This is a genomic window from uncultured Clostridium sp. (assembly GCF_900547735.1).
Classification (GTDB): domain Bacteria; phylum Bacillota; class Clostridia; order Lachnospirales; family Lachnospiraceae; genus Otoolea.
Map to the genome: position 1 here is coordinate 1 of NZ_URHZ01000101.1, position 16,072 is coordinate 16,072.

Annotated in this window: 20 protein-coding genes; 1 reads left to right on the forward strand and 19 read right to left on the reverse strand. The window is 50.1% G+C overall.

The genetic code is table 11. From position 1 onward, the window contains the following. Positions 1 to 69 precede the first annotated feature (69 nt). From QZT18_RS21430 to QZT18_RS21470, 9 genes are all read right to left on the reverse strand, one after another. Positions 70 to 609: a Holliday junction resolvase RecU gene (locus QZT18_RS21430; RefSeq protein ID WP_294151334.1), complete on the reverse strand. Its 540-nt coding sequence runs from the start codon at positions 607 to 609 to the stop codon at positions 70 to 72. 16 nt (positions 610 to 625) lie between these two features. Then, a complete protein-coding gene (locus QZT18_RS21435) occupies positions 626 to 1,600 on the reverse strand; it encodes an RluA family pseudouridine synthase (RefSeq protein ID WP_294151335.1) in 975 nt (324 codons plus the stop codon). 69 nt (positions 1,601 to 1,669) lie between these two features. Further along, positions 1,670 to 2,239, reverse strand: coding sequence for an O-linked GlcNAc transferase-like protein (locus QZT18_RS21440; protein ID WP_366925947.1), 570 nt, complete (start codon positions 2,237 to 2,239; stop codon positions 1,670 to 1,672). Beyond that, a complete protein-coding gene (locus QZT18_RS21445; RefSeq protein ID WP_294151337.1) occupies positions 2,226 to 3,035 on the reverse strand; it encodes an SDR family oxidoreductase in 810 nt (269 codons plus the stop codon). Before QZT18_RS21445 ends, QZT18_RS21440 begins: the two co-directional genes overlap by 14 nt. A 6-nt stretch (positions 3,036 to 3,041) precedes the next feature. Then, a complete protein-coding gene (locus QZT18_RS21450; RefSeq protein ID WP_294151338.1) occupies positions 3,042 to 4,973 on the reverse strand; it encodes a YgiQ family radical SAM protein in 1,932 nt (643 codons plus the stop codon). Between the two features lie 14 nt (positions 4,974 to 4,987). Continuing rightward, positions 4,988 to 5,665, reverse strand: coding sequence for an HAD family phosphatase (locus QZT18_RS21455; RefSeq protein ID WP_294151339.1), 678 nt, complete (start codon positions 5,663 to 5,665; stop codon positions 4,988 to 4,990). Positions 5,666 to 5,700: 35 nt separating this feature from the next. Further along, positions 5,701 to 6,435 carry a pseudouridine synthase gene (locus QZT18_RS21460; protein ID WP_294151346.1) on the reverse strand — a complete coding sequence of 245 codons (735 nt, stop codon included), beginning with the start codon at positions 6,433 to 6,435 and terminating at the stop codon, positions 5,701 to 5,703. After that, a complete protein-coding gene (locus QZT18_RS21465; RefSeq protein ID WP_294151350.1) occupies positions 6,435 to 7,832 on the reverse strand; it encodes an RsmB/NOP family class I SAM-dependent RNA methyltransferase in 1,398 nt (465 codons plus the stop codon). Before QZT18_RS21465 ends, QZT18_RS21460 begins: the two co-directional genes overlap by 1 nt. Positions 7,833 to 7,855: 23 nt before the next feature. Further along, the gene (locus QZT18_RS21470; protein ID WP_294151354.1) at positions 7,856 to 8,659 is read right to left on the reverse strand and encodes a M23 family metallopeptidase; all 804 of its coding nucleotides are present in this window, start codon (positions 8,657 to 8,659) and stop codon (positions 7,856 to 7,858) included. On the opposite strand from QZT18_RS21470, the gene QZT18_RS21475 reads away from it, so the two are divergent. Continuing rightward, positions 8,652 to 9,701: a hypothetical protein gene (locus QZT18_RS21475; RefSeq protein ID WP_366925948.1), complete on the forward strand. Its 1,050-nt coding sequence runs from the start codon at positions 8,652 to 8,654 to the stop codon at positions 9,699 to 9,701. The two genes, QZT18_RS21470 and QZT18_RS21475, sit on opposite strands and share 8 nt — an antisense overlap. Here the strand turns inward: QZT18_RS21475 and QZT18_RS21480 are convergent. The 10 genes from QZT18_RS21480 to rplS form a co-directional block, all read right to left on the reverse strand. Beyond that, complete coding sequence (locus QZT18_RS21480) at positions 9,679 to 10,272, reverse strand: vacuolar family H+-ATPase subunit H (protein WP_294151356.1); 594 nt, start codon at positions 10,270 to 10,272, stop codon at positions 9,679 to 9,681. The genes QZT18_RS21475 and QZT18_RS21480 overlap by 23 nt on opposite strands. 29 nt (positions 10,273 to 10,301) lie before the next feature. Beyond that, a complete protein-coding gene (gene coaD, locus QZT18_RS21485) occupies positions 10,302 to 10,787 on the reverse strand; it encodes a pantetheine-phosphate adenylyltransferase (protein ID WP_125140257.1) in 486 nt (161 codons plus the stop codon). Positions 10,788 to 10,789: 2 nt separating this feature from the next. Beyond that, a complete protein-coding gene (gene rsmD, locus QZT18_RS21490) occupies positions 10,790 to 11,350 on the reverse strand; it encodes a 16S rRNA (guanine(966)-N(2))-methyltransferase RsmD (protein WP_366925949.1) in 561 nt (186 codons plus the stop codon). Positions 11,351 to 11,535: 185 nt separating this feature from the next. Then, complete coding sequence (locus tag QZT18_RS21495) at positions 11,536 to 11,736, reverse strand: alpha/beta-type small acid-soluble spore protein (RefSeq protein ID WP_125140255.1); 201 nt, start codon at positions 11,734 to 11,736, stop codon at positions 11,536 to 11,538. Positions 11,737 to 11,979: 243 nt separating this feature from the next. Beyond that, entirely contained in the window at positions 11,980 to 12,849 is an 870-nt protein-coding gene (gene pgeF / locus QZT18_RS21500; protein ID WP_294151361.1) for a peptidoglycan editing factor PgeF, read from the reverse strand. Positions 12,850 to 12,876: 27 nt separating this feature from the next. After that, positions 12,877 to 13,236 carry a YraN family protein gene (locus QZT18_RS21505; protein ID WP_227030200.1) on the reverse strand — a complete coding sequence of 120 codons (360 nt, stop codon included), beginning with the start codon at positions 13,234 to 13,236 and terminating at the stop codon, positions 12,877 to 12,879. 94 nt (positions 13,237 to 13,330) lie between these two features. Continuing rightward, the gene (locus QZT18_RS21510; protein WP_125140252.1) at positions 13,331 to 13,978 is read right to left on the reverse strand and encodes a ribonuclease HII; all 648 of its coding nucleotides are present in this window, start codon (positions 13,976 to 13,978) and stop codon (positions 13,331 to 13,333) included. A 57-nt stretch (positions 13,979 to 14,035) separates the two neighbouring features. Beyond that, a complete protein-coding gene (gene ylqF, locus QZT18_RS21515) occupies positions 14,036 to 14,896 on the reverse strand; it encodes a ribosome biogenesis GTPase YlqF (protein ID WP_294151368.1) in 861 nt (286 codons plus the stop codon). 14 nt (positions 14,897 to 14,910) lie between these two features. Beyond that, positions 14,911 to 15,459: a signal peptidase I gene (lepB, locus tag QZT18_RS21520; protein ID WP_294151369.1), complete on the reverse strand. Its 549-nt coding sequence runs from the start codon at positions 15,457 to 15,459 to the stop codon at positions 14,911 to 14,913. Between the two features lie 87 nt (positions 15,460 to 15,546). After that, a complete protein-coding gene (rplS, locus tag QZT18_RS21525; protein ID WP_125140249.1) occupies positions 15,547 to 15,894 on the reverse strand; it encodes a 50S ribosomal protein L19 in 348 nt (115 codons plus the stop codon). Positions 15,895 to 16,072: the final 178 nt, after the last annotated feature.

Below are 16,072 nucleotides of genomic sequence, written 5' to 3' on the forward strand. Positions count from 1 at the left end.
TGCAAACCGGGACTGAAGACTCACAACCTCCCTCTCACCATCCCGAACCCCGACCTAACGGCGGGGTTCTCATTCCTCATCTCTCATCTCTAAATCCCTCTGGAGCGGTTCCAGATAATGCACGTAGATATCGCGGTAACTCCTGATTTTCCAGGATTTATCCAGCTCGTCATATGTAAAGCTCTTTCTTCCGCCCTCCTGCATCCTCATCCAGAACCGGTTCAGTTCCCGGAAGGGGACATAGTACATCTCATCTTTTGCGGTAAAATAAAGGATGATGAAGGCGACGCCGCCCTGTTCTTCGAATTCTTCCATGAAGGCAACCTGATGGGCGTGGACGTTCTGTAAGGGAAATGTCGACACCGCACACTCCTTGGCGTCAAAACAGACCGGCACCCCCTGGACCACGCCGATATAGTCTACCGTGCTCTTCTGGTCAAAATAGGCCATTGTGATATGGCGGCTTTCCTTGTCGATGCTGACCGGCGTGATCGGGGTCGGTATCTTCTGGATCAGAGCCAGCCGCTTTTCCCGGTAACTGTCGTTTGTATGATTGATGAGCTCCTCCAGCGTCGATCCGCGGAGGCCTCTTGTATTCCAGGTTCCCATTCGTGTTATTCTCCTGCTATTGCTTTTTCTCCATCTCCGCCGTCATCGCGTCAAACTCCGCGGGCGGTTTTGCCGTGAATTCCCGGCCGTTTAAGCCGGACAGCGGCTCCTCCATCCGTGACGGCATTACGAGCCTCCAGGCATGGAGCATCTGGGATTTGACTCCGTATTTTTCCTTCACTGCGGCGTTGAGCCTCGGATCTCCGTATTTGTAATCTCCGGCGATCGGATGGCCGATGGAGGCCAGGTGCGCCCTGATCTGGTGGGAGCGCCCCGTGATCAGTTTTACCTCTAAAAGTGTATGTTTACCGTCACTTAAAAGAGGACGGTACAGCGTCCTGATGGGCAGCGCGTCCTTCTCTTCGTGATTTAAAACCTTCACCTGGTTGGTCTTTTCATCTTTTTTCAGGAAACCGGAAATTTCCTTCGTCCCGACCACTTTTCCCTTTACGATACAGAGGTAGTATTTCCCGATGGCTCTCTCCTTAATGGCCTTCGACATGATTTGCAGGCCGGGCAGCGACTTGCCCGCTATGACAATGCCGCTGGTATTGCGGTCCAGCCGGTTGCAGACGGATGGGCGGAACTGGCGCATCTCCTCCCCGGTAAGCTGTCCGCTGTCCAAAAGGTAATCGATCAGATATTCCACCAGGGATTCGTCGCTGTCCTTCGCTTTCTGGGACAGCATGCCGGACGGTTTATTGATCAGGATAATATCATTGTCCTCGTAGACCACGTCCAGCTTCGTCTTCTTCACCTTCTGAATCTTTACTTCGGAAAATTTTCCGATCGTCTCGTCGGAAAGGAAGAGCTTCACCTCGTCGCCCTCGGAAAGCTTCTCCGATCCATCGCATTTTTTGCCGTTTAAGGTGATGTTTTTCTTTCTCAGCATCTTGTAGATAAAACTTTTCCCCGCCAGATTCAGGTACTTGTAAAGCAATTTATCGAGCCTCTGCCCGGCTTCGTTTTTTGTTATTTTTACGACCTGCATCCTCTTTATTTCCCCGTTTCGCTTCTTCTTGCTTTAACTGTATGCTTATGTATTCCCTGCCGCAGTTTCCTACATGCACAGGCTCTTCATCGTATTTACAGCGTACTCCACACTTCCGTCGTCTTCGTACTCGGAGGCCGGTTTCAGGCTCTTAAGCCTCTTATCAAACGTGCTCAGTTCTTTGGTGATCTTCATATTCGGATCCAGCCTCTGGGACACCAGGATATCATTTAACGATTTCTCGGCCTCCTGGATATTCACCTTGGGATTGATGCAGTAGGCATAGATGCCGGTCGGATGGACCGCTACGGCGTCCATCGGCAGCACATAGTCCTTTGTTGTCAGAACCATGTCGTAGAGCATCGGGAATTTTTCTTCATATACGGAATATTTCTCATAAAATTCCTTTGAGGGCGTTTTATACCTGATAATCGCCACCAGCGGTGAAGCCAGGTTCGCGGCAGGCAGCACCGTGACGACGGCCATGACGGTCAGAATATTCTTAACCGACTGGCTGTCCGTAAAATAGCGGGCGGCAAGCTGCGCGATGATAAATGCGGCCAGAATGGATATCAGGAAAATATGCTTTCTCTTAAAACTGGTACGGTAGCCGTACTCTCCTTTTTTACTTTTCTTCACTTTCATTCTCCTCTTCCGGTTTCATCACCTGTTTTGGTGAAATGCATGACATAATTTTCAAAATAAGACTGTGCGGGACGGCCTTGCACATCAGACGGAAACCTTTCATCGCGATCCCGTAAACGGAGACCGGCTTTCCCATCAGACTGTCGCGCACCGCCAGCTTCACCACTTTCACCGGATCCGCCATGATCAGGCGCTTGTAGAGCGGAATTCGGCCCGTAGTCTCCGCTATATCGAAAAACTCGGTTTTCACGGGTCCCGGACATACAGCCGTAACATAGATGCCGCGGCCTTTAAGCTCTTCACCGAGGGCACGGCTGTAGCTTAAGACAAAAGCCTTGGTCGCCGCATAGACGGCAAAGCCGGGCTGCGGCAGGAAGGACGCCGAGGACGCATACTGGATAATGCGGCTGTTTTTGCTCATATAAGGCAGAACCATATGGGTGACGGCACAGAGTGCCTCGCAGTTTAAGCGCACCATCCCCGTCTCCTCGTTTAATGCAACGCTTCCGACGCTGCCTATCTTCCCGTAACCGGAGGCGTTCACCAGAATTTTGACATCCGGCCGCTCCCTTTTAAGCGCCCCGGAAAGTTCGGAAAGCTGGGCCTCATCCGTGAGATCAATTGCAAATTTCTTAACCGGGACCGGAAGCTGCTTTTCCAGTTCCGTAAGCCGGTCCATTCTTCTGGCAACCAGCCAGATTTCTCCAAATCCGGCAAAACGATCCGCCAGCTGCACCGCAGTCTCCCGGCCCATGCCGGAGGAAGCTCCCGTTACTATTGCTATTTTCATTCAGTATCACCTTCCTGATTTTTTATGCACATTCCTGATGGTCTTTTTCTTTACCGGTTTGGCTGCTTTTCCGTCCGGCCTTCTGTCGGCTCTTCCATCCGGCTTCCCATCTTCTTTTTTCCTGCCGTAATTCTGATATCCCGTCTGTCTCGGCCGGATCAGGCACTTTTTATCAAAGCCGATGAGATCGGTTCTTCCGGCTGCCTTAAGAGCCTCCACGACCAGTTCATAGTTCTTGGGGTTCCTGTACTGGATCAGCGCTCTCTGCATTGCCTTCTCATGGGGATTGGTCGGCACATAGACCTTTTCCATCGTCCTCGGATCGTATCCTGTATAATACATGCAGGTGGAAAGCGTGGACGGCGTCGGATAGAAATCCTGCACCTGCTCCGGCATATAGCCCAGATCCCTCAGATATTCTGCCAGCTCCACCGCCTCCGTAAGCGTCGAACCGGGATGGGAGGACATCAGATAAGGAACAAGAAACTGTTTCATCCCCAGCTTCTCATTCATCCTGGCGTACTCCTTCATAAACTGCCGGTATACGCTGTTCTCCGGTTTTCCCATTCTCTTTAACACGTTGTCGGAAATATGCTCCGGGGCCACTTTTAGCTGACCGCTGACATGGTACTGGCACAGCTCCTTTAAAAAGGCATGTCCCGGATCCGCCAGCAGATAGTCGAAACGGATGCCCGAGCGGATAAATACCTTCTTAACCTTCGGTATCTCCCGTAGTTTCCGAAGCAGCGCAATATAGTCGCTGTGATCGGCATTTAAATTTTTACACGGTTGTGGAAACAGGCACTGTTTATTCGGACAGACTCCCGCTTTCATCTGTTTTTCGCAGGACGGGTGCCTGAAATTGGCCGTCGGCCCGCCCACGTCGTGGATATATCCCTTAAAGTCGGGTTCCTGTGTCAGAAGCTTTGCCTCCTCCACAATCGATTCATGGCTTCTCGTCTGTACAATCCTTCCCTGATGAAAGGTCAGGGCGCAGAAACTGCAGCCGCCGAAACATCCGCGGTTGCTGATCAGGCTGAACTTGACCTCAGTGATGGCCGGGATTCCCCCCGCCGCCTCATAGGAGGGATGGTAATTTCTCATATAAGGCAGGGCATAAACGTCGTCCATCTCCTCTTCACTGAGCGGTTTCGACGCCGGATTCTGGATCACGAAGAGGCGCTCCCCATATGGCTCCACCAGACGTTTGCCCGAAAAAGGATCCGTATTGCAGTACTGTGTATAAAAACTTTTCGCGTATTCTTTTTTATCCGCCGTCAGTTCTTTATAGGAGGGAAGCGACACCTCATCGTACACCGATGCCAGTGAATCGGCCTTATAGACCGTTCCGTCTATAAACGTAATATCCTTAATATCAATTCCGCTGTTAAGCGCATCGGCAATCTCGACAATGGAGCGTTCCCCCATCCCGTAGGAAAGCAGATCGGCCTGGGAATCCAGCAGTATCGACCGTTTCATTTTCCCCGACCAGTAATCGTAGTGGGCAAGACGCCTTAAGCTGGCCTCGATTCCGCCGATGATAATCGGTTTCTTGGATATGGAACGTATCAGGTTGCAGTAGACAACCGTGGCGTAATCGGGTCTTTTGCCCATCTCGCCGCCCGGAGTATAAGAATCCTTTGCGCGTCTTTTCTTGGAAACGGAATAATGGTTCACCATGGAATCCATATTGCCGGCCGAAACAATGTATCCCAGCCTCGGCTCTCCCAGAATCCGGACACTGTCTGCGTCCTTCCAGTCCGGCTGGGCGATAATTCCCACCCTGTAACCGTGTGATTCCAGGATACGGCTGATAATGGCATGGCCAAAGGACGGGTGATCCACGTAGGCGTCACCCGTCACATAGATAAAATCGCACTCTTCCCAGCCGCGTTTTTCCATATCTGCCCTTGAAATCGGTAAATAATCATGTATCATCACATTTTCTCCAATTATCTGTCTGCCTGTGTTTTTAACGTTTCCCTCATAAGCAGTTCCTCATAGTCTTTTATGTAATAGTCCGCCATGGACTGTTTTTCCTGGGTTAAATCGAGTGAAAATTCATCCTCCACCGCGCAGACCGTCATGCCGGCCCTCTTGCCCGCCAGAATTCCGGCCGGAATATCCTCAAATACAAGGCACTGCAGGGGATTCACCTTCAGGGTGTCCGATACCTTCAGATAAATGTCGGGCGCAGGTTTCCCGGCGGCAACCTCGCAGGCCGTCGTCACCACGTCAAAATACGGCTCCACCTTTAAAGAGCCAAGCACCGCATCCACCATATCCCGTCCGTTGCTGGTGGCGATTCCAAGCTTGAAACCGCGTCCGCGCAGTTCCTTCAGAAACGCCTTTGCACCCGGTTTGAGCGGCACTTCATGGCGGTATTTGTCTATGGACATCTTAACCCAGATATCCTTAATCTCATCGAGTTCCATCGGCAGTGTAAAGCGCTCCTTAAAATAGGCGGCCGTCTCCGAAAAACTCATCCCCTCGATGGCTCTCTGCAGATCGTCGGGGCAGCCGTAGCCGAAACGCCCCAGAAATTCGATGTCAATCGCCTTCCACATCCACATGGAATCCACCAGCGTCCCATCTAAATCAAATATTGCCGCTTTTTTCCCTTCTAACATCTGTATACAGCTCCTTTTCGTTCATTCTCCGCCGCTCAGCTCTTTCTAAGCGCCTTTAATTCCTCTGCGGTCAACGGACGGCTCTCTCCCGGTTCCAGTAACGGATCCAGCATCAGCGGACCCATGGAAAGGCGTTTCAAAAAGACAACCTGTCCTCCGGCTGCCTCGAACATTCTCTTAACCTGATGAAACTTTCCCTCATGGATCGTGAGCCTGGCCTCACAGACCGGTTCCCCGTCCTCTTCATAAGAAGATTCTATCAGAAGTTCTGCCGGAAGTACAGTGGTTTGGTCTGCCAGCGTAATCCCGTTCTTGAAGGCCTCGGTAACGTCTTCCCTCAGTTTTCCCTTAACCTTTGCAAAATAAACCTTGTCCACATGCTTTTTCGGTGACAGGAGTTCGTGGGCCAGATTACCGTCATTTGTGATCAGCAGAAGGCCCTCCGTATCGATGTCCAGCCGTCCGACCGGAAAGAGGTCCTTCCTCTTCGCATCCCCTATCAGGGAAATAACGGTGGGATGCAGGTTGTCCTCGGTCGCGGATACGACGCCCTGGGGTTTATTAAGCATAAAATATTCGACGGAAGAGAAAGCCACTTCCTCCCCGTCCATACAAACGGACACGGCAGCCGGGTCAAATTTATAATCGGATTCCCGGCAGACTGCGCCGTCCACCAGCACGCGCCCCTTGCGGATTGCCTCCTTCACCTGGCTTCTGGTTCCTTTTTTCATCTCCGCCAAAAACTTGTCAAGCCTGATTGTCCTGGCCATCACTGCCACCTCCATCCCGGATAATATTTATTCTTGAGAATGCCGCCCTGGCGTTTGGCAAAGCCCAGAGGCCAGCCGTCCACACAGACCAGGCACCAGCCCTTTCCGCCTGTGACCTCATCCTCCGTAAGCTGGACCGTCTCTCCCTTCAGATAGCGGATTACCCGCTCATCCTCCGAGGCCATATGAAAGCTGTCCTTAAACTGCTCTGCCTTCAGGAACATGGCAAGCGCCTGGGACGGTTCAAAACGGCCTTTTTTCAGTTCTCCCAGCAGAAGGCCTGTCCTCAGATAGCGGACATTCTTTAAATACGCCTTCCCCTTCCCCGAAAAGGGCTCCGGCAGATAATATACCGTATCGCCGACCTGATACAGGCGTTCCGGTTCCCAGTCCGCCTTTGTCATATAGAGAAAATCACGGACCGGTTCCAGCTCTTTCGGCCATCCTTTTCCTCCCGGAGCGGATATTTTTTCCGTTCGTCCGGCACCGGCCGGCAAATCCTCTTCCCCATCCTTCTTAAGGAGGGAGATAAAATGGCCTTCCCCGCGGATTTTATGAGGAAACAGCCTTACACACTCCGGAATCCCAAAGCCCGGCGCAAATCCTTCCCGCTTTTCAAGCGGCACCGGATGCATATCGCCGTGTTCGCTCAACAGGCGCCGGATGGTTCCCTCATTTTCCCTCTCATCAAAGGTACAGGTTGAGTAAAGGAGCATCCCGCCGGGACGCAGCATCTTAACGGCCTCCGTGACAATCCCATACTGGATTTCGCTGTAATAATCAGGCCCCTTCTCTCTGTAGCTCTTAACCATATCGCTGTCGCGCCGGAACATTCCCTCGCCGGAACAGGGGGCGTCAATCAGAATCTTGTCGAAAAATTCCCCAAACCGCATCGAAAGCTTCTCCGGCGTCTCGCTGGAGACACAGATATTCCCGGCTCCAAACAGTTCCAGGTTCTTGAGCAGTGCCTTCGCCCTGGAATTGCTGATATCGTTGGAAAAAAGTAGCCCCCGGCCCATCAGCTTCGCGGCCAGTTCCGTACTCTTCCCCCCGGGAGCCGCACAGAGGTCCAGGACGCGGTCCCCCGGTGTGACCGGCAGAAGCGACGCCGGTGTCATGGCGCTCGGTTCCTGCAGATAGTAAAGGCCGGCATAGTACCACGGATGCCTGGCCGGCTTTAACTCCTTATTATAGTAGAAACCGTTGTCAATCCAGGGAACCGGCAAAAGATCCCAGCCGCAGGCCGCGGCAAATTCCCCGGGCGGACATTTAAGCCGGTTGACCCTCAGCCCATAGTGGGGAGGCTCCGAAAAACAGGCCAGATAATCCTCAAATTCGTCTTTTAAAAGGCCTCTCATCTTTTCCAGAAAATCAGCCGGAAGTTCTCTGTAGTCCAATTTGCAATCTCCTTTATTCACTGTCAGTAATTATATTTTAATCGGTTCTTTTCCAGATATTTTAAAATCCAGTACGGGTTTACGCTCATCTCTTCATAATGATCGGTTCGGATATAAATTCCCAGGTGCAGATGCACGGCAAAATTACCCACCGTGTTCTCCTGCTTTCCATAGCCGGAATCACCCATATAGCCGAGCAGCTCTCCCGCCCTCACCTTATCTCCCACCTTTAAATCTCCCGCATAGGAGTAGAGATGGGCATAGTAAATGTAAGCGCCCGACGGCGTCCTGATTCCGATACGCCAGCCTCCCTGTTCCAGCCAGCCCATCTTTTCCACCGTGCCGTCGCTGATGCTTATAACGGGGTAAAAACCGCGTTCCCGCTCCGTGCCCATGATGTCACAGCCCTCATGTCCCCTCTCTCCTCCGTAGGTCCGCTTCTGTTTCCAGCTGTCCTCATAGACGGGAAAAGGAGTTCCCGCCCTCGTGCTCTCCGGGATTGGGAAATATTTTAAATCCGTAAGGATTACCTCATATGCACCCGCCAGTTTCTTATACGCGGCCGGCTTCTGCATCAGGGCCATGCTGTTATGATACGTCAAATCCTTACAGTCTGTCAAATCAAATTCATGTTCCAGCATCAGGGATGCTATCTGATCGTAATCCGGGCTTTTCTGCCCGGCAATGGCCGCTCCCAGCTTCATGCTCCTGAAGTCGTCGCTCTCCCAGGTATAGGCATTCAACTGGTAAAAGCCGGGGTTCTGCCCCAGCCAGTGAAACATGGTCGTGTTAAAGACGGATAACAGAATGAGAAATATAATGAACATAAGAGAATCGCTTCCGGACATATATTATATAAAACATTCTATTCGGACTCTTATGAAAAAATCCATCCTGCCGGTCATCCCGGTCCTGATCCTGATTTTCCTGCTGATGCATCCGGCCCAGTCCTTTGAGGGGGCCAAGTCCGGTCTTCTGCTGTGGTTTAACGTGGTGCTCCCGACGCTGCTTCCCTTTATGCTTTGTTCCAGCCTGCTTGTGGCCTGGGGAGGCGTGCCTCTCATCACCCGTCCCTTTTCCCCTCTTTTCAGGCTGCTTCACCTGTCGGACGGCGGTAGCTATGCCCTGATGGCAGGGCTTCTCTGCGGCTACCCGATGGGGGCCAAGACGACCGCCGATTTCCTGAGAGAAGGAAAAATCACGGCAAATGAGGGAAAGCGGCTTCTGGCCATCGCAGGCTGTCCCAGCCCGATGTTCGTAGCCGGATATGTCCATTCCCATCTGGACGGTACCGTCCCGTTTTTCTCAGTCGCGGTTTCCCTTTACATACCGGTTATTCTGCTCGGTTTTCTGGTACAGGTTTTCTACAGGGACAGGAAATGGGGGCAAAAAAAATCGACCGCTGTCTATTTTGCCGAAGGAAGAAGCGCCGCCTTGCTGCCTGCGGGCGCATCTGCGGGTACGTCTATGGAGGTGTCTGCGGATATACCTCCCGCCAAATCCCAGCCCTTTGACGAGATTATGATGTCTTCCCTGGAAATTATGGTCAAAATCGGCGGATATATCATGCTGTATTCCATCCTCGCGCGTTTTATCTGCGGCTCCGGCCTGATCCCGGAACCGGTCAAACCGCTCCTGACCGGTTTTGTGGAAATGACGACGGGAATCGACAATGTCTCACGCTCGCTGTCCGGCCTGCCCGCTGCGCTTGTAATCCTGTTTTCGGCCGCCTTCGGAGGCCTCTCCGGCGTCTCCCAGACAAATACGGTTATAAAAAATGCCGGACTCTCCATCCGGCATTATGTACTCTGGAAACTGGTTCACGCCAGTCTCGCATGTTTTATTCTTATTCTGCTGTCATCTCTGTAGCCGCGGCCTCACCGTTGTCATCCGGCTCCCTCACGACGCTGCCTGCCAGCTCGTTGCGGTTGGAGGATACAATGTCAAAGCTGGACTGCATGGAACTCATATAGGCGTCGAATCTGCCCTGTGCGCCTTCCATGGAGTGCTTGATGATCGTCTGAAGGCTGCGCAGCATATCGTCCGTATACTGTACGGAACCCTGGCGGATATTGTTCGCCTCAATCACGGCGCCGTCCACAATTGCCTGGGCCTGGGCATTCGCCTGTTCAATGATGCTGTTAGCCTCGGAATAGGCGCGCTGCATAATCTCATGTTCATTCACCAGTTCATTCGTCTGGGCCGTTGCCTCCGCCACCATGGCATCGGCCTGGGAGCGTGCTTCCTGGAGAATGGCATCCTGGTTGCTGATAATCTTCTGGTACTTCTTAATCTCTTCCGGTATCCTTAAGCGGAGCTCCACAAGCAGCTCCTCAATCTCTTCTTTATTAACAAGAATCTTTGCATTGGACAGCGCCTGATACTTACAACTGTCGATGTAGTCTTCAATCTCTGTAATGATCTGTTCAATTCTGCTCATAGTCTTTCTCCTTACTTATTTGCTCCCTGTCACTTTTGCACCGCATATTTCTTTCTCACTTCCTCGGCTATCTCGGGAGCCAGAAAGGAAGAAATATCACCGCCGTACATGGCCACTTCCTTCGCCATGCTGGAGCTTAAATATGCATATTTAAGATTGGTAGTCAGGAACAGTGTGTCTATCTCGGGTGCAATAACCCTGTTCATCTGCGCAAGCTGCAGTTCATACTCAAAATCCGTAATAGCCCTGAGTCCCCTGACGATCACGTTCGCATCGTTCCCGCGTACAAAATCAATCAGCAGACCATCAAAAGACTGCACCTCCACATTGCCAAAATGCGAGGTTACGTCCCTTAACATCTTAACACGTTCTTCGACAGAAAACAACGGAGATTTTGCACTATTATTCAAAACCCCGACGATGAGTTTATCAAAAATTTTGGAAGAACGCTCAATTATATCAAAATGGCCGAGCGTCACCGGGTCAAAGCTGCCCGGGTAAATGGCTGTTTTCATTCTTAGTTTTCTCCTTTGGTAATGAATAAATGCTTGTTTGTCTTATACTCTTTTTCGCGTACAAGTTCAAAACCAAGCTCAGAAAGATAATCCGTCTCTGTCTCCCTGGATGCTTCCGCAATAATAAGGGTATCCCGGTCAATCAAAGCTGAATGGGCCAGATATTCAAGCACAGTCTTCTCCAGCAGCTGATTGTATGGCGGATCCATAAAAATGATATTAAACGTAAGCTGCCTGTCCTCCAGACGCTTAAGCGCGGTTATCACATCACAGTCCATCACCATTGCCTTCTCTTCCAGACGGGTAGTCTTAAGATTCTCTCTGATACATTCGATTGCCCTTTTATTATTCTCCACCATAACGGCCAGCCCGGCGCCGCGGCTCAGCGCTTCGATGCCGATTGCTCCGCTTCCGCTGAAGAGATCTAAAAAAGTGCAGCCATAAATATCATTCTGCATCATGTTAAATAGCGTCTCTTTAATTCTATCTGTGGTAGGTCTGGTATCCTTACCTTCTATTGTTTTCAAAAGCAGCCTCTTGGCGCTTCCCGATATCACACGCATGGATTCTTTCCCCGAAAATTTTTTTCTCATCTATTATAGTATGTAATTCATTTATATACAAGCAGTATTTCCGAATTCAAAGCCATTTCACGCAAAAATACAGGGCAATGGCAGCATAACATCTGCCGCAGCCCTGTACCTTCGCCGAAAAACTCAGGATTTTCCGTTAATGTCAGTTAAATGATTTATTTACCTGCCATCTGTCTTTCCTGTGCTTCGATCATCTTCTTAACCATATATCCGCCTACAGAACCATTCTGTGCAGATGTTAAGTTACCATTGTATCCGTTTGTTAACGGCACACCAATTTCGTTGGCAACCTCCATTTTAAATCTGTTCATTGCTTCCTTTGCTTCTGGTACGTTTGTGTTGTTTGTAGTAGACATAATAAACGCCTCCTTTTCATCTGTTTTTATTTTGCCCATGCATTTGTTTGTGTGTTTCATGGGCTGTTATTTATGCTACACTCCTATTATGGCTCTCAGATGAAATAATACTCTGATATCTTTTGGAACAAATGGAATTTCCTGCCACCTGTCCAATCGGACGTTTATTTCCTACAATAATAACGGTTTTGTTGAGTGGCAATGAAAAGTTCGCGAAGCGTGCTTTTCGCTGTTTCTGCCTTTTTATTTATAATTTTGAATCTGCTTTTCTTTTAATGAAAGGAATGCGCAGAGATTGCCGCGCCGTTCCGCGCTCCTTCTGTGGGAAAATAACAGATCCGGATTGCAGTAAGTGCAGATATTGGTCACCGCCAGATTTTCTTTTCTGATTCCTGCCTCCGTTAAAACAATCTCATTGGCCTTCCAAAGATCGAGCTGGTATTTTCCGTCCGGCTTTTTAAGTAAAATTGCATTATGGTATGTTTCATCAAAAGCGCCGCAAAATTCTTCGGCCACTTCCGCTCCCACCTCATAGCAGTCCTTACAGATGCTCGGTCCGACACAGGCGATGATATCCTCCGGCCGTGAGCCGAACGCCTCTTTCATCGCGTCCACCGTCACCTGTCCCATCCGTTTTACCGTGCCGCGCCAGCCGGAATGTGACAGGCCAATCGCCCTGTGGACCGGATCCAGAAAATAAAGCGGAACGCAGTCCGCAAAAAACGTAACCAGAGTAATGCCGGGAATATCGGTGATCAGGCCGTCCACATCGCGGTAATCACGGTCCCTCACTACGCCTTTCCCCTCATCCTCCGCCGTCACGCGCCTTACATTTGTCGTATGAGTCTGCCAGGTCAGAACCATGCGGTTCATGTCCACACCAAGGGCCGCAGCCATCCTCCTGTAATTTTCGAGCACATCTTCCCGGTTGTCTCCCCTTGTAAAGGAGAAGTTCATCGTTGCAAAATCTCCTTTGCTCACCCCGCCCAGTCTGGTGGAAAAAGCCTGGGAAACAAGCCCCGTTTTTTCAAGGATGGGAAACGACAGAAAAGGAACACCCTCCTTTTCTTTAAGCGTCAATATGGTACCCTCTGTCTTTTTCATAAATTCCATTCTTTCAAGTCCTCCTGAACAGAAGCGTCATGACAGCCAGAATGCGTCCTTAACCACGCGCACCTCATCGCCCAGAATCGCCACGACATCAAAACGGCAGGGAATATCCTCCCCGTATCCGTGGGTCAAAAGGTAATAGCGGGCCGCTCCGGCAATTCTTCGTCTCTTCTTCATGTCCACTGCCTCCGCCGGATCTCCGCTGTACCCTGAGCTTCTGTATTTTACCTCTATAAATACAAGGTATCCGTTATCCTTTGCAATGAGATCAATCTCTCCCGTGCGGCAGCGGTAATTCCGTTCCAGAATTACATAGCCCCGCTCCGTAAGAAAAACAGCCGCCTGTGATTCATGACGGCTGCCTGTCTCTCTGTTATTTTTAGTACCCATTCATTTTAGTCCCGTCAATCTTAGGTCCTGTTAATCTTAGTTCCTGTTAATCTTAGTTCCTCTTAATCTTAGTTCCTCTTAATCTTAGTTCCTGTTATTTTAAATCCATCTTCGTTAAAAAGCTTCTGCGGTGGATCGGGCAGACGCCGAATTCCCGGATGGCGTCCATATGCGCCTTTGTACCGTATCCCTTATGCTGTGCAAAACCGTATTCCGGATAAAGCTTGTCATATTCTCCCATCATGCGGTCCCTCGTCACTTTAGCCAGTATGCTGGCCGCTGCGATGGAAACGCTTTTGGCGTCGCCCTTAATAATCTTAACCTGTTTTTTCTCATCGATTCCAGGAATGATGACGGCGTCGTTCAGCAGGATATCCGGCTCGGAGGAAAGGGCGGATACCGCCTGTCTCATCGCCTCATAGGTGGCCTGAAGAATATTGATTTCATCAATGACCGCCGGGCTCACGACTCCCACTCCGTACGTCACCGCTTTTTCCTGAATTTCCTGAAACAGTTCCTCGCGCCGTTTCTCGGAGAGCTTCTTGGAGTCATTCAGCCAGAGAATGGTGGCATCCTTCGGCAAAACGGCGGCAGCCGCCACAACCGGACCTGCAAGCGGTCCCCTGCCTGCTTCGTCGATTCCGCAGACAATGGAATACCCTTCATATTTGCGCTCATATTCTTTCATCCGTTCCAGGCGCGCAAGCTCCTGCTCCAGCTTCTCACTGCTGATTTTTCTCATCCTTTGTATCTCTCCTGTCTTATCGTTCAGTTCCCTGTCTCTGGTTTCTCTATTTTCTTAATTTTCTTCTTTTTCCTGGTTTTGCGGGAATTCAAGCGTAACCCGTCCCAGTTTCCCGCTTCTGAAGTCATCAAGCAGGATGTTGGCCGCCTTCTTCGTATCCAGTTCATTCCCCTTTAAAAGACAGGAACGCGCCTTGGCCACCTGTCTGAGTGCCTCATACGGGTCTTCCGCCTCTATTCCGTACCGCTCTTTCAGATTGCCGCCGTAATACTTCATCAGGAATTTAAGCAGCTCTGCGGCCAGCTCTTCTTTATCGATGATCTCGTCGTTGATGGAACCGATAAAGGCCAGTTTCAGCCCCACATCCTGGTCTTCAAAACGGGGCCAGAGAATTCCCGGGGTATCTAAAAGCTCAAGCGTCTTGTTCAGCCGGATCCACTGGTTGCCCTTCGTTACGCCCGGCTTGTTCCCGGTCTTTGTGCACGCTTTTCCTGCAAATGAATTGATAAAGGTGGATTTCCCCACATTCGGGATGCCGACTACCATCGTACGGACGGGCCGGTTTAAGATTCCCCTTCTTCTGTCGCGCTCGATCTTCTCACGGCAGGCCTCCTGCACCAGCGGCTGGATTTGTTTTAAACCCATGCCGGATCTTGCATTCACTTTAATGACGTGGAATCCTTTGGCCTGAAACCAGGCCGACCATTTCTCATTATATCTCTCATCCGCCAGATCTGATTTATTCAAAAGTATGATTCTGCCTTTTCCCTTTGCCAGTTCATCGATATCGGGATTCCTGCTTCCAAGAGGAACCCTGGCATCCACCAGCTCGATCACCAGATCGATCAGTTTAATATCTTCCTTCATGGCTCTTTTGGCCTTTGTCATATGGCCTGGATACCATTGTATATTCATCTGTGAATCTCCTTTCAGGCGCCGGAGCGTATCAGCCCGATACGGCGCAGCGGACGTATCCGGAACCAGACCTTTCCTCGAATCTGGCTCTTCTTTACATTTCCTACATTGACAAAGCGGCTGTCCTCACTGTTTTCCCGGTTGTCTCCCAGAAGAAAGTATTCATCCTCCGCAAGTACCACCGGATTCTCCGCAAGACCTGCAAGCGCAGCCTGTGACAGTCCGTTCTCCGCCTCTATTTTTACATCATTAATATAGAGAGAACCGTCCTTAATCTGCACCGTCTCACCGGGCAGGCCGACGACTCTCTTAATATTAAATTTCTTATCTTCCTTTTCAAATACTACGATATCGAACCGTTTTATCTTTCCAAACCTGACGGAAAGCCGGTTCATCAAAACCATTTCATCCTGTGAGAGCACAGGTTCCATGGATTGGCCCGTCACTGTAATCTGCGTCCCCATCGAGAATACAACAAACCAGGCAATGGATATTACGACAACGATATCGACAATCCAGTTAACTATCAGCCGCAGGCGGCTGGGTTCTTCGTCTATATGCATTCTTTTCCCCTAACCTGTCGTTATGAACTGCAATAACCTGTCTGCTAAAAAAGGGACAATTTACATTGTCCCTTTTCATTCCAAGAATTATTTAACTAACTCTTTAACTTTGGCAGCTTTACCAACTCTGTCTCTTAAGTAGTTAAGTTTTGCTCTTCTTACTTTACCTCTTCTGATTACTTCAATGTTCTCAACAACAGGAGAATGTAACGGCCATGTCTTCTCTACGCCTACACCGTTGGAATTCTTTCTTACGGTGAAAGTTTCTCTTGAACTGCCGTTCTGTCTCTTGATAACAGTTCCTTCGAAAATCTGAGTTCTCTCGCGGTTTCCCTCTTTGATTTTAGCAGATACTCTTACTGTATCTCCTACATTGAAGCTCGGAACAGTTGCTTTCAACTGAGCAGCTTCGATATTCTTGATAATTTCGTTCATCCTAGTGAACCTCCTTTAAAATCTTTGATGTTCTTAATACATTCCGTAACAGAGGACCATCTCTTTATTTCACAGTTTATTATGATACCATATATTGGGGTAGAATGCAAGCTTTTTTTGAGAAATGAGAACGCCGCCGGGACGGTCGGGGGGCGGGATGGTGAGAGGGAGGGGATGA

Bases quoted from the DNA above. Each gene is read 5' to 3' on its own strand.
- QZT18_RS21460 (WP_294151346.1), bottom strand. From the start codon at position 6,435: ATGGCCAGGACAATCAGGCTTGACAAGTTTTTGGCGGAGATGAAAAAA.
- lepB (WP_294151369.1), bottom strand. From the start codon at position 15,459: ATGCATATAGACGAAGAACCCAGCCGCCTGCGGCTGATAGTTAACTGG.
- QZT18_RS21470 (WP_294151354.1), bottom strand. From the start codon at position 8,659: ATGTTCATTATATTTCTCATTCTGTTATCCGTCTTTAACACGACCATG.
- rplS (WP_125140249.1), bottom strand. From the start codon at position 15,894: ATGAACGAAATTATCAAGAATATCGAAGCTGCTCAGTTGAAAGCAACT.
- QZT18_RS21495 (WP_125140255.1), bottom strand. From the start codon at position 11,736: ATGTCTACTACAAACAACACAAACGTACCAGAAGCAAAGGAAGCAATG.
- QZT18_RS21480 (WP_294151356.1), bottom strand. From the start codon at position 10,272: ATGAGCAGAATTGAACAGATCATTACAGAGATTGAAGACTACATCGAC.
- QZT18_RS21505 (WP_227030200.1), bottom strand. From the start codon at position 13,236: ATGGGTACTAAAAATAACAGAGAGACAGGCAGCCGTCATGAATCACAG.
- QZT18_RS21510 (WP_125140252.1), bottom strand. From the start codon at position 13,978: ATGAGAAAAATCAGCAGTGAGAAGCTGGAGCAGGAGCTTGCGCGCCTG.
- QZT18_RS21430 (WP_294151334.1), bottom strand. From the start codon at position 609: ATGGGAACCTGGAATACAAGAGGCCTCCGCGGATCGACGCTGGAGGAG.
- rsmD (WP_366925949.1), bottom strand. From the start codon at position 11,350: ATGCGTGTGATATCGGGAAGCGCCAAGAGGCTGCTTTTGAAAACAATA.
- ylqF (WP_294151368.1), bottom strand. From the start codon at position 14,896: ATGAATATACAATGGTATCCAGGCCATATGACAAAGGCCAAAAGAGCC.
- QZT18_RS21475 (WP_366925948.1), top strand. From the start codon at position 8,652: ATGAACATAAGAGAATCGCTTCCGGACATATATTATATAAAACATTCT.
- QZT18_RS21455 (WP_294151339.1), bottom strand. From the start codon at position 5,665: ATGTTAGAAGGGAAAAAAGCGGCAATATTTGATTTAGATGGGACGCTG.
- coaD (WP_125140257.1), bottom strand. From the start codon at position 10,787: ATGAAAACAGCCATTTACCCGGGCAGCTTTGACCCGGTGACGCTCGGC.
- QZT18_RS21445 (WP_294151337.1), bottom strand. From the start codon at position 3,035: ATGAAAATAGCAATAGTAACGGGAGCTTCCTCCGGCATGGGCCGGGAG.
- pgeF (WP_294151361.1), bottom strand. From the start codon at position 12,849: ATGGAATTTATGAAAAAGACAGAGGGTACCATATTGACGCTTAAAGAA.
- QZT18_RS21450 (WP_294151338.1), bottom strand. From the start codon at position 4,973: ATGATACATGATTATTTACCGATTTCAAGGGCAGATATGGAAAAACGC.
- QZT18_RS21435 (WP_294151335.1), bottom strand. From the start codon at position 1,600: ATGCAGGTCGTAAAAATAACAAAAAACGAAGCCGGGCAGAGGCTCGAT.